The organism is Actinoplanes subtropicus, from assembly GCF_000721705.1.
GTDB lineage: Bacteria > Actinomycetota > Actinomycetes > Mycobacteriales > Micromonosporaceae > Actinoplanes > Actinoplanes subtropicus.
In genome coordinates this window covers 82988-94499 of the sequence record NZ_JOJL01000027.1, presented here as the reverse complement: position 1 = coordinate 94499, position 11512 = coordinate 82988, and the positions used below count along the sequence as shown (strand labels likewise).

The following is an 11512-nucleotide window of genomic DNA, read 5'->3' as shown; positions in this document are numbered from 1 at the left end:
GTCGCGCTGTCGGGCGCGACGGGAGTCGCGTGGAGGAGGTGCCACGGATGACGGCGGAGCGGAACCGGGCCAGTGGCCGGCCGACCCTGGAAGAGGTCGCGCTGCGAGCCGGCGTCGGCCGCGGCACGGTGTCCCGGGTGGTCAACGGGTCCCAGCAGGTCAGCGCCCGCGCCAAGCAGGCGGTCGAGGACGCGATCGCCGAACTGGGGTATGTCCCGAACCGGGCGGCCCGCACCCTGGTCACCCAGCGGACCGACTCGGTGGCGCTGGTGGTCTTCGAGTCCGGCGAGCGGTTCTTCGCCGAGCCGTTCTTCGGCCGCATCGTCCAGGCCGTCTCCTCGGTCCTGGTCGCGCGCAACCTGCAGATGGTCCTGATGATCGCCCAGGCCCCCGAGGAGCGCCGCCGGCTGGAGGGCTACCTGACCCGCCAGCACGTCGACGGCGCCCTGCTGCTGTCCCTGCACGGCGACGACCCGCTGCCGCACCTGCTGGAGGAGCGCGGCGTCGCCACGGTCCGGGTGGGCCGCCCGATGTACGCCGAGCGCGGCACCTTCGTCGACGCCGACAACCGGGCCGGCGCCCGGGACGCGGTCGGCTACCTGCGGTCCCAGGGCCGCCGCTGCATCGCCGCGATCACCGGCCCGCTCGACATGGCGGCCGGTATAGCGCGTCTGGACGGCTACCGCGACGTGGTCGGCGACGGCCCGGTCGCGTTCGGCGACTTCAGCCAGGACAGCGGCGCCGCGGCGATGTACCGCCTGCTCGAGCAGTACCCCGAGGTCGACGGCGTGTTCGCGGCCTCGGATGCGATGGCGGCCGGCGCCCTGCGGGTGCTGCGGCAGTACGGCCGGCGCGTCCCCGAGGACGTGGCCCTGATCGGCTTCGACGACTCGGCCATCGCGCTGCACACCGAGCCGCCGCTGACCAGCGTCGACCAGCCGATCGCCGAGATGGGCCGGGAGATGGTCCGCCTGCTGCTGGCCAAGCTGGACGGCGACGACGAGGGCGACGCGGAGGTCGTGCTCCCCACCCGCCTGGTGATCCGCGAGTCGGCGTAACCCGCGGCGTCACCCCGCGGGCGTGTGGACCACGACCTCGGCCCGCGGATCGTGCGGCAGCGCCGGCGAGCCGCACACCATGACGAAAGCCCGCTCCCAGGCCCGCGGGCGCCCCTCACATGCCGGCGGCGCGATCCAGATCGGTCAGCCGGGCCCGGAGGATGGTGACCTGGGCACGGCTCAGGTCGCCGTTGCCGGCGCGGTCGGCGATCTTCTGGCGCAGCGCCGCGACCTGGGCGTCCACGTTCTTGCCGTCCGCGAACTCCAGCGGCTTGATGAAGTTCAGCAGGTCGACGGCGACGTCACCGCGGATCTGGCCGCCGGCGGCGCCGTTCTCCACCGCGCGGCGCATCCGCTCCACCGCGTCGTCGAAGCTCAGCCTCGGGGTGGGCGACGGTTTGGTGGTAGCCGGCGGCGACGTGGTGGGCGTGGCGACCTTCGGCACGGCCGAGAAGAGCGGCGTGGCCTGGTTCGTCGGCGTGGCCGCGGTGGCGGCGGCCCGGTCGTGCGGCGGCCGGTTCACCACCACGTACGCGCCGCCCGCGGTGAGCAGCAGGGCCAGCAGCGCGAGGACCAGGGCCAGGCGCCGTTTCGGCTGCTGGTCGCGGGGCATCGGCAGGGTGTCGACGCTCACCCGGCCGGCGGCGTAGCCCTCCGGCGGGGACGGCCAGACCACCTCGGCCACCCGCGGGCGCTCGATCGTCGCGGCCGGCGGCGGGGCCGGCGGCTCGGCCGGCGCCGATCCCGGCTCCGGCTCGGGCTGGTCGGCCAGCCACAGCGCGGTCAGCTCGAAGCGGACGGTGTCGGCCGGCGGGCGGTCCTCCGGGTCCTCGGACAGGCAGCGGTCGACCACCGCGCGGAAGTCGGCCGGCAGCGTCGGGGGCAGCGTGTCCGGGCCCGTCAACCGGGCCTCGTCCAGCTCCTCCCAGGTCTCCACCGGGTACGGCGGCTGCCCGGTGACCATCTCGAAGAGCAGCACGCCCAGCCCGTACACGTCGGTGGCCGGCTCGGCGGGCAGCCCGTCCAGGCGTTCCGGGGCCACGTAGGCCGGGGTGCCGAAGGTGGATCCGCTGTCGTCGTCGTCCGGCTCGCCGGCCGTCGCGCTGATCCCGAAGTCCAGGATCTTCACGCCGGTCGGGGTGAGCATGACGTTGCCCGGCTTGATGTCCCGGTGCACCACGCCGCCCTTGTGCGCCGAGGCGAGCGCGTCGGCCACCGCGGCGCCCACCCGGGCCGCCTCCTGCCAGCTGAAGGTCTCGCGGACCAGCCGGGCGGCGACCGTCTCGCCGGCCAGCAGCTCCATCACCACGAACGGCGCCACGGTGCCGTCGGTGCGGACCGCCTCGCGGTAGTCGTGCACCGCCGCGATGCCCGGGTGCGACAGCTTCGCGGCCATCCGCGCCTCGCGCCAGGCGACCTGCGGACCGGTCGGCAGCTTGATCGCGACCGGGCGGCCCAGCAGCTCGTCGGCGGCCTGCCAGATCTGCGCCATGCCGCCGGTCTCGAGCAGGCAGACGAGCCGGTAGCGGGTTGCCAGCAGGGTTCCCGCGCTCGGCCACTCATCGGTCATTGGGGAACATTCGCCCGTCTCGCCCCCGAGTGTCAACCTCGCGGGTGACGTCACGCGGAGCGTGGTCCCGCGGCTACCAACCGTCGGAGGCGTCGATGCGTACCCAGCCCAGATCGCCGGCGTAGTAGTCGCAGCCGACCGAGCGTTGGTCGCAGACCGTCTTGCCGCCGATCGACAGCGGCCACGAGTTCGCGATGGTCCCGGTCGATCCCCACCGGCCGGCCACCCGGGTGCCGTCGATCGCCAGCGCGACACCGTCCGGGTAACGCGTGCAGGAGATCGTGTGCCAGCGGCCGTCGTTGACCGGCCGCGGCGCGGTGACCAGCACCTCCCCGGCCGAGCCGCGGAACCAGCACTGCACGTGGCCGTTCGGGATCTGCAGCTTCCAGCTGCCGCCGGGGACGGTCGCCTGTCCCTTCTGGATGATGTTCCCGAAGTGGTAGAGGGTGCGCAGCCGCAGGGTGACCTGGAAGGTGCGGGTGCCCGGGTTCAGCGCCGGGCTGTCCGGCACCACGACCAGGTGCCGCGGGTGCGGCGGCGGGGTGTCCGGGTCGAGCCGGGCGAAGCGGTAACCGCCGCCGGTGCCCACCTCGTCGCCGATCCGCCCGTCCAGCCCGTGCCCGCTGCCGTCGTGCATGACCTGGGCGCCGTACGGCTCGTCCATCGCCCAATAGGCCACCTCGTAGGTCGACGACGCCCGGGCCGGGACGGCGCCCGCCGCGAGCGCGGTCGACGCGGCCAGCGTGACGATCCAAAAACGTCGGATTCCCAAGGCGTTCCCCCGTTAGCCAGTCCATCCGCCGGATAAGACAAACAGATACTAAACGGAAAAACGGCGCCGCCGTCCGCAAAGTCGGCACGCGGTCGCCCCGGAGGCCGGAACCGGTTGGAACCAGGCGGGGCCGGATGACATGATGACTGCGACCGGACCGGGGGAGGAGGCGCCGATGGCACGCTTCGCGGCCACGACCTCCGAGGACGGGAGCGGCCTGCGGGTGTTCCTTCGGGGTGACTGCGATCTGGCCGTACGGGAAGAGCTGGTCGCCACCCTCCTGGCGGCCGTCGGCCGGTCCGCGGTGGTCACGGTGGATCTCGCCGACGTCGACTTCCTCGACTCCAGCGGTGTGCACGGGCTGGTCGCCGCCCACCGCGCCGCCCTCGAGCGCGGCGGCCACCTGTACCTGGAGAACCCGACCGGCTCGGTCGCCGCCGTGCTGGACCTCACCGGCGTCCGCGCCCTGCTGCGCCGCAACGGCCGGGAGTGACCGTGCCGCCACCCGCCCCCAGCCCCGCCGAGACCGCCTACCGCGTGCCCGGCGACCTGGCCACCGTCCGCGAGTTCGTCCGCGCCGAGTCCGAGCGGCTGGGCCTCACCCGGATCCGGGCCGACCTGCTCGCGGTCGCCGTCAGCGAACTGGCCACCAACACGTTGCAGCACACCGACGGCGGCGGCCTGGTGCGCATCTGGGCCGAGCCCGGCCGGGTGCGCTGCGAGGTGGTCGACGGCGGCGACCCACCCGGCTTCGGGCGGGCCATGCCCTCGGCCGACGCGCCCCGGGGTCGCGGCCTGGCGATCGTCGAGCGGATCTGCGACGAGGTGGGCATCCATCCCGACGGCGAGGGCACCGCCGTACGGCTGGGAATGCTTCTTTAAAGCACCCGCACGGCGACGGTGCAGGTGTCGTCGTCGGGGCTCGGCCGGTTGAGGCCGGCGGCCAGGCCGGCCAGCGCGCTCTCGCCCGGCTCGGCGGAGGCCGCGGCCAGGCTCTTCAGCACGTCGGCCAGCAGGCTCGGGGTGTCCGGGACGCGGCGCTCGACCAGGCCGTCGGTGTAGAGCAGCAGCAGGTCGCCGGCCGCCAGGCAGGGCGTCAGCACCTGGTACGACGACTCGTCGTCGGCGCCCAGCAGCAGCCCGGCCGGCAGCTCGAGCGGCATCGCCGTGCCGTTGCGGGCCAGCAGCGGCGCCGAGTGCCCGGCCCGCGCCCAGGAGAGCGCCCGCGACCGCGGGTCGTAGACGGCGACCACCGCGGTGCCGGTGACCCGCAGCCGGCCGGAGAGCCGGTTGAGGTGCCCGAGCAGGGTGGCCGGGTCGTCGATCCCGATCGCCAGCCACGCGATCAGCGCGAACCGCAGGTGGGCCATGCTGCTGGCGGCGGAGAGCCCGTGCCCGGCCACGTCGCCGACGGCCAGCACCGCGCGGCCGTCGGCCAGCTCCTGCGCGTGGTACCAGTCGCCGCCGACCCGGACCGCGCTCTCCGCCGGCAGGTAGCCGACCATCACCTCGAGGCCGGGCAGGAACAGCGGCGCGGCCGGCACCGGCTGGATCATGTGCTGCAGCTGGGCGGCCAGCCGGTGCTCGGCCAGCGCGGTCAGCTCCCGGGAGCGCAGCTGGTCGCTGAGCCGCTCGATCGCGCCCCGGGTCTGCTCCCGGGCGGTCACGTCCTGGACCACGGCGTGCACCTTCAGCGGCGCGCCGCCGGCGTCGGTGACCACGTCGGAGAGGATCCGGGTGTGCTTGACCGTGGACCCGACCCGGAACCGTACGGTCACGTCGGAGACGCCGCCGCTCTCCATGGTCAGCCACGCCGACTCGGCCAGCCCGCGGTCCTCCGGGTCGATCGCGGCGGTCTGCTCGGCCCGGGTCATCGGGCCCCGCTCCGGATCGCGCTCGAACAGCCGGTACATCCCCGGCGACCAGCTGCTCTCGCCGGTGACCAGGTCGTACTCGGCCCAGCCCAGGTTGCCCAGCTGCTCGGTACGCTCGATCCGCCGGCGGTCCTCGTCGAGCCGCTGCCACCAGACCAGCAGGCCGCCCAGCACCGGGTGGACGGTCACGTCGAACAGCGAGCGGGCCACCACGCCGGCGCGTTTCTCCTCGTACCGGAACTCGCGCAGCTCGCCCGGCTCGCCGGTGGCCAGCACCTCGAGGTAGAGGCGCCAGAGCCGGCCGCCGACCATGCTCGGATAGATCTCCCGGAGCCGGGAGTGGACCCGCTCGGTGCCACGCCGGTAGATGTCGTGGCTGCCGCCGACCGCGCCGATCTCGAAGTCGGTGACCTCCCCGCCGGCGCCCCGCACCGGCAGCAGCCAGGAGCAGCCCGCCGGGATGACGGACAGCACCTCGCGGACGGCGGAGGTCACGGCGTCGTCTGCCACGTGTTCAGGGTACGGGCGGCCGGTCGTCTGTCCCGTACGACCGAAGGGTGATTCGGACGAGCCGTTCGTCCGGCCGATCCGACCGTGTTTGACCTGCAGGTCGGCGCGGAAAACGACGATGTCCCTATCATGCGCTTCCGGCCCTCGCGAAAGGCCAGCTCAAGTTGGTAGAGTCCCGCCCGGATCACGCCAGCGCCCGTTCGAAGGGCTCACGGAGGTCATCTCTTGTCCGACAAAGGCATGAAGGATCGAGTCAAAGTGCTTCTCAACGGGACGTCAGCGGACGGCCAGACCTCCGAGCAGGCGGTGGTTCCGCCGCCACAGGCCCACCCCAACCAGGCCCTTCAGGTGCTGACGCTCGCGCAGCGCACCGCCGAGGAGCATGTCGCCCGCGCTCACCACCAGGCCGACAAGATCCGGACGGACGCCCTAGCGGCGGCCGAGCAGATCGCCCGCGACGCCCAGGTGCACGCGCACAACGTGCGCCGCGAGGCCGAGAAGATCCTCACCGACGCCCGGGCCGCGGCCGAGCAGATCGCCCGCGACTCACACGCGCGGACCGAGGAGGCCCGCCGTACCGCGGAGAAGATCGTCAACGACGCCCGCGCCCAGGCCGAGCAGATCGGCGTCGACGCGCAGGCCAACGCCGACCACCTCAACCTGCAGGCCCGCCAGCGCTACGACGACGTGGTGGGCAGCCTGGCCACCAAGCGCGAGGGACTGCAGAACCAGATCGAGGCGCTCGAGCAGTTCGACCGGGAGTACCGCTCCCGCCTGACCACCTTCATGCAGGGCCAGCTGCGCGCCCTCTGGGTCGACCAGCCGCAGGTTCTCGGCGAGCTGCCGGAGCAGGCCGCGCCGCCCGCCCCGGCCCCGGTCTCGGCCCCGGTCTCGCCGGCCGGCCGGCACGGCGCCGACGAGCCGGAGGAGGCGGTGCCGGCCCAGCGCCAGTCCGCCGAGGACGAGGTCGGCGAGGACGAGGAGGAGCTCAGCGAGCGCTGAGCCTCACAGTACGGGACCAGCCTCCGCGATCGCACGTGACACCGCGGTCCGGGGGCTGGTCAGCACCGGGATCGGTAGATCGCTCAGCAGGGGCGCGGCGGGCGCGGCGCTGGGCTGGGCGAGCACGAGGACATCCAGCCCGGGTGCCGCCGCTCGCGCTCGCTGCGCGACCATTTGCGCGTACGCGGTGAAGTCGCCCGCCTCGAACAGGGCGAACGCCTCCGGGCAGCGCACCTCGACCAGCTCCACCTGCCGCCCGGCCCGCGCGGCGGCGTCGCCCAGCAGCGCCCGGGTCGGTCCGAGGGTCGAGTCGACGGTCGCCACCACCCCGATCCGGCGGCCGGCGGCCACCGCGGCCTCGGCCATCGGCCGGTCGGCCCGCAGCACCGGCACCCCGAGATCGGCCGTACGCAGCTCGGCGTGCCCGCCCAGCGACGAACAGGTGCAGACGATCACGTCGGCGCCCCGGTCGGCCAGCTCGTGCAGCCGGGCGTCGATCCGCCCGGCCAGCTCGGCGGTGATCCCCTCCCGCCGGGCGCCGGCCAGCAGCGCCGGATCGACCACGTGCAGGTCCTGCCAGCCGGGCGCGAGCTCCTCGCGCAGCCGGCGGAACGTCGCCACATGAGCGTCGGCGGTGTGCAGGAACCCGATCGTGGTCACGACCCAGAATCGCACATGCGAGGATGCTCCAGGGCGCGCTGCACGGCCGCCAGCAGCTGGGACTTCGAGAACGGCTTCTCCACCAGCGTGACGTCCGGGTCGAGGGTGCCCTGCGAGTCGAGGGCCGGCCGGGCGTAGCCGGACATGAACAGCACGGACGTGCCGGGGGACAGGGCCAGGAACCGTTCGGCCAGGTCCCGGCCCAGCATGTGCGGCATCACCACGTCGGTGAGCAGCACGTCGATCGGCCCGGGATGCTGCTGGGCGAGGCTCAGCGCGGCCGGGCCGTCGGCGGCGATCAGCACCTCGTGCCCGGCGCCGGCCAGGACGCGGCGCAGCACGTCGCGCAGGGCCGGCTCGTCCTCGACCGCGAGGATCGTGCCGTGCCGGCAGTCCGGGGGCGGTGGCTCGGCGGGCTCGTCCGGGGCGGCCGGCTCGGCGTCGGTGGTCGGCATCAGGATGGTGAAGGTGGTGCCGAGGCCGGGTTCGGAGTAGATGCCGAGATCGCCGCCGGCCGCCGTGATGATCCCGTACACGGTGGCCAGGCCGAGGCCGGTGCCCTTGCCGGCCGGTTTCGTGGTGTAGAACGGCTCGAACGCGCGCTCGATCACCTCGGGCGGCATGCCGGTGCCGGTGTCGCTGACCCGCAGCCGCACGTAGCGGCCGGTGCGCAGGTGCGGGCGGGCGGCCGCGTAGTCCCGGTCCACGGTCAGGCCGCCGGTCTCGATGGTGAGCGTGCCGCCGCGGGGCATCGCGTCCCGGGCGTTGACCGCGAGGTTCACCAGCACCTGGTCCAGCTGCCCCGGGTCGGCCGTGATCGAGGGAAGACCCGACTCCAGGCGTACGTCCAGGGTGATGTGCTCGCCGATCGACCGGCGCAGCATCTGCTCGATGTCGGTGACCACGTCGTTGAGGCTCAGCGGACGCGGGCGCACCACCTCCCGCCGGGCGAACGCGAGCAGCTGGTGGGTCAGGTCGGCGCCGCGCTGGGCGGCCTTGGTGATCTGCGCGGCGTCGGCGGCGATCTCGGCGAGCGCATTCTCGGCCGGCTGGTTCTCGGCGGCGGTCTCGGCGATGAACGTGGCGTAGTTGCTGATCACGGCGATCAGGTTGTTGAAGTCGTGCGCCACCCCGCCGGCCAGCTGGCCCAGGCCCTCCAGGCGCTGGGTGCGCTGCAGCTGGGCCTCGACGTGCGCGCGCTCCGCCTCGGCCTGCAACTGCGAAAACCTTTCCTGCGCCCGTACGCGTTCGGTGATGTCCCGGACCACCGCGCAGCGGACCCGCCCGTCGTCGGTCGGCAGGATGCTCATGGTGACCTCGACCGGCACGGCCGTCCCGTCGTTGCGGTGCGCGGTCGCCCGCGGGCCGTGCGGGTCGTCCTCGGAGAGCGGGACGTCGCCGGCCAGCGGCGGGGTGAGCAGCTTGTCGATCTCCTTGCCGATCAGGCCGTGCCGGGGCAGCCCGAACAGGGTCTCGGCCTGGGTGTTGGCCATCGCCACCCGGCCGTCGTCGCCGACCCCGAGGAACGCGTCCGGCGCGGCCTCGAGCAGGGCCTGGAAACTGGACTCCAGCCGTTCCCGGGTGCTGACCGCGCGGGCGATCACCGTGTAGCCGGTCATCGCGCCGGACTCGTCGCACAGCGGCGACATGGTGAGGGTGACCTGCAGCCAGTGCCCGTCGCGGTGCCGGCGGCGGCTGCGGAACCGCTCGAGCCGGGCGCCGGCCTCCATCAGCAGGAGCATCTCGCGCTGGTCGGCGCGGCGGTCGGCGGGGATCAGCACGTCCACGCTGTGCCCGACGATCTCCTCGGCCGGGTAGCCGAACAGGGCCTCGGCGGCGGGGTTCCACATGCGCACGACGAAGTCCCGGTCGACCGCGAAGATCGCGTCGTGCGAGGAGTGAATCATCGCCCGCAGCAGGTCATCGGTCGGTGACCGCTCCCGAATACCGCGCGTTTGCCCCATAACTGGACCTACATTATCGATTCCGTACGGGTCGGGCGGGGGTTTCTCTACGCTCGGGGAAGGGGCAGGGACGACGGGGGGATGTGGGTGGGTGCGCAGGCGGTGCCGGAGGTCGACCCGCAGCGACCCAGCGGCGCCCGGGTGTACGACTACTACCTCGGCGGGACGCACAACTTCGCGGCCGACCGGCAGGCGGCCGCGGTCGCGCTGGAGGCCATGCCCGACCTGCCGGTGGTGGTGCGGACGGGGCGGGCGTTCCTGCGCCGGGCGGTCGCCGAGGCCGCCACCGCCGGGCTGAACCAGTTCCTCGACCTGGGGGCCGGGATCCCGGCGGCCGGGTCGGTGCCCGAGGTGGCCCGGGCGGTGCGGCCGGACTGCCGGATCGTGTCGGTGGACCTCGACCCGGTCGCGGTCGTGCACTCGCGGCGGGTGGCGGCGGACGACCCGGGGCAGGCCGCGGTGCTGGCCGACCTGACCGACGCGGACGAGGTGCTGACGGCCCCGGGCGTACGGCAAGCGCTTGATTTTGATCTTCCGGTTTGTCTGCTGGCGGTGGCGGTCGCGCATTTCATCCCGGACACCGAACGGCTGGGTCGCGCGCTGGAGCGCTATCGGGAGGCGCTGGCGCCGGGCAGCTGGCTGGTCATGTCGCACGCGTGCGAGGAGGACGAGTCGCCGCACGCCAAGCAGATCCTGCGGATCTACAACCACACCACGTCGCCGATGATGTTGCGGTCGCGGGACGAGTTCCGGGCACTGTTCGGCGACTGGACGCTGCTGCCGCCCGGGGTGACGGCGGCGGCGGACTGGCGGCCCTCGCGGGACCCGGCGCCGGATCCGCGACCGTCGCGAGGGGAGATCATCGTGGGCGCGGCGGTCAAGCCGGGCTTGGGGGAAACCGCTGCATCGCGGACTCGCCGGGCGCATGCTGATGGGAACTTGTCAGCCATCAGCGTGCCGGAGCGGACATGGCCGTAGTACTCGTCGCCGAGGACGACCAGGACATCGCGGCGATCCTCACCAGGTTGCTCACCCGGGCCGGACACAGCGTCCGGCACGAGCCGGACGGCACGGCGGCGTTCGAACGCGCGGCGGTCGATCGCCCCGACGTGGTGCTCACCGACCTCGGCATGCCCCGGATGGACGGGCTCGAACTGACCCGCGCGATCCGCGGGCACCCCGACCTGGCGGACACACCGATCGTGATGCTGAGCGGCCATCTGCACCCGGGGGACCACGAGCCGATCTCGGCCGGGGTGTGCGCGGTGCTGCTCAAGCCCTGCCCGAACGACAAGCTGCGCGCGGTGGTGCAGGAGCTGATCGACCGGGGGCCGCACGCCCATCACGGCGCCAGCTGCCCGGTCCACCAGCCGGTTTCGGTGTAGCGCTTCTTTAGAGTGGGCGGGTGCTTTCCTCGACGCCGCGTACCCGCCACCGCCGGATGAAGGAGAACGGCCGCACCGACCCGGCCGACCTGCAGGCGGTGCTGGCGGCCGGGCTGGTCGCGCACCTGGGCGTGCTGGTCGACGGCCATCCGATGGTGGTGCCCACGGTCTACGGCTTCGACAGTTCGCGCATCTTCCTGCACGGGTCGGTGGCCAGCCGCAGCCTGACCGGCGCGGATCCCACGGTCTGCGTGACGGTGACGGTGCTGGACGGCCTGATCCTGGCCCGCTCGGTCTTCGAACACGGCGTCAACTACCGCAGCGCCATGATCTACGGTGTCCCGCAGCCGATCACCGACCCCGAGGATCTGCTGTACGGCCTGCGGCTGCTCACCGAGCATGCGGCGCCGGGCCAGTGGGACTACGCCCGCCGCCCGTCCCGCAAAGAGCTGGCGGCGACCCGGCTGCTCGCCCTGCCGCTGACCGAGGCATCGGTCAAGGTCAGTGACGGCGATCCCACCGACGGCGACGGGCCCGACGCGGCGCTCGGCCTCTGGGCGGGTCGCCTCCCGGTGGTGGCGACCTGGGGTGCCCCGGTCGCCGACGCGCTGCTGCCGGCCGGCATCGACCCGCCCCCGCACATCGCGAGCCGCACGGGCCGGCCCGTCTCGCGCGGAAAGCACTAACCGGAAACGCCCGTCGTCCGAACAGCAGGAC

The 11512-nt window shown here is 73.6% G+C and carries 12 protein-coding genes; 7 read left to right on the top strand and 5 right to left on the bottom strand.

Annotated features, from left to right (window positions below; translation table 11 throughout):
• Positions 1-47: 47 nt before the first annotated feature.
• Positions 48-1058: a LacI family DNA-binding transcriptional regulator gene (locus tag IH26_RS0133880; RefSeq protein ID WP_030440341.1), complete on the top strand. Its 1011-nt coding sequence runs from the start codon at positions 48-50 to the stop codon at positions 1056-1058.
• A gap of 115 nt (positions 1059-1173) precedes the next feature.
• Here IH26_RS0133880 and IH26_RS54310 read toward each other — a convergent pair whose 3' ends face one another.
• Together IH26_RS54310 and IH26_RS0133870 are read right to left on the bottom strand one after the other, a co-directional pair.
• The gene (locus IH26_RS54310) at positions 1174-2628 is read right to left on the bottom strand and encodes a serine/threonine-protein kinase (protein ID WP_034216566.1); all 1455 of its coding nucleotides are present in this window, start codon (positions 2626-2628) and stop codon (positions 1174-1176) included.
• Between the two features lie 73 nt (positions 2629-2701).
• Positions 2702-3400 carry a laminin G domain-containing protein gene (locus tag IH26_RS0133870; RefSeq protein WP_030440339.1) on the bottom strand — a complete coding sequence of 233 codons (699 nt, stop codon included), beginning with the start codon at positions 3398-3400 and terminating at the stop codon, positions 2702-2704.
• Positions 3401-3575: 175 nt separating this feature from the next.
• On the opposite strand from IH26_RS0133870, the gene IH26_RS0133865 reads away from it, so the two are divergent.
• Together IH26_RS0133865 and IH26_RS0133860 are read left to right on the top strand one after the other, a co-directional pair.
• The gene (locus tag IH26_RS0133865) at positions 3576-3893 is read left to right on the top strand and encodes an STAS domain-containing protein (RefSeq protein WP_030440338.1); all 318 of its coding nucleotides are present in this window, start codon (positions 3576-3578) and stop codon (positions 3891-3893) included.
• A gap of 2 nt (positions 3894-3895) precedes the next feature.
• The gene (locus IH26_RS0133860; RefSeq protein ID WP_030440337.1) at positions 3896-4282 is read left to right on the top strand and encodes an ATP-binding protein; all 387 of its coding nucleotides are present in this window, start codon (positions 3896-3898) and stop codon (positions 4280-4282) included.
• On the opposite strand, the gene IH26_RS0133855 is transcribed toward IH26_RS0133860, so the two are convergent.
• Positions 4279-5784, bottom strand: a complete 1506-nt coding sequence (locus tag IH26_RS0133855; RefSeq protein WP_030440336.1) for a PP2C family protein-serine/threonine phosphatase — start codon at positions 5782-5784, stop codon at positions 4279-4281. The two genes, IH26_RS0133860 and IH26_RS0133855, sit on opposite strands and share 4 nt — an antisense overlap.
• Positions 5785-6042: 258 nt before the next feature.
• On the opposite strand from IH26_RS0133855, the gene IH26_RS54305 reads away from it, so the two are divergent.
• Positions 6043-6786, top strand: a complete 744-nt coding sequence (locus IH26_RS54305) for a hypothetical protein (RefSeq protein ID WP_245665759.1) — start codon at positions 6043-6045, stop codon at positions 6784-6786.
• A gap of 3 nt (positions 6787-6789) precedes the next feature.
• On the opposite strand, the gene IH26_RS0133845 is transcribed toward IH26_RS54305, so the two are convergent.
• On the bottom strand, positions 6790-7446 hold the full coding sequence (locus tag IH26_RS0133845) for an aspartate/glutamate racemase family protein (protein ID WP_030440334.1): 657 nt from the start codon (positions 7444-7446) through the stop codon (positions 6790-6792).
• Positions 7443-9410 carry a hybrid sensor histidine kinase/response regulator gene (locus IH26_RS0133840; protein WP_030440333.1) on the bottom strand — a complete coding sequence of 656 codons (1968 nt, stop codon included), beginning with the start codon at positions 9408-9410 and terminating at the stop codon, positions 7443-7445. The genes IH26_RS0133845 and IH26_RS0133840 overlap by 4 nt, the downstream gene beginning before the upstream one ends.
• An 87-nt stretch (positions 9411-9497) precedes the next feature.
• Here IH26_RS0133840 and IH26_RS0133835 point away from each other — a divergent pair, with 87 nt between their 5' ends.
• The 3 genes from IH26_RS0133835 to IH26_RS0133825 are packed head-to-tail and all read left to right on the top strand — an operon-like array spanning position 9498 to position 11481.
• A complete protein-coding gene (locus IH26_RS0133835; protein ID WP_169789861.1) occupies positions 9498-10388 on the top strand; it encodes an SAM-dependent methyltransferase in 891 nt (296 codons plus the stop codon).
• Complete coding sequence (locus tag IH26_RS0133830; RefSeq protein ID WP_030440331.1) at positions 10379-10795, top strand: response regulator; 417 nt, start codon at positions 10379-10381, stop codon at positions 10793-10795. The genes IH26_RS0133835 and IH26_RS0133830 overlap by 10 nt, the downstream gene beginning before the upstream one ends.
• A gap of 56 nt (positions 10796-10851) precedes the next feature.
• Positions 10852-11481, top strand: a complete 630-nt coding sequence (locus tag IH26_RS0133825) for a pyridoxamine 5'-phosphate oxidase family protein (protein WP_051808984.1) — start codon at positions 10852-10854, stop codon at positions 11479-11481.
• Positions 11482-11512 lie beyond the last annotated feature (31 nt).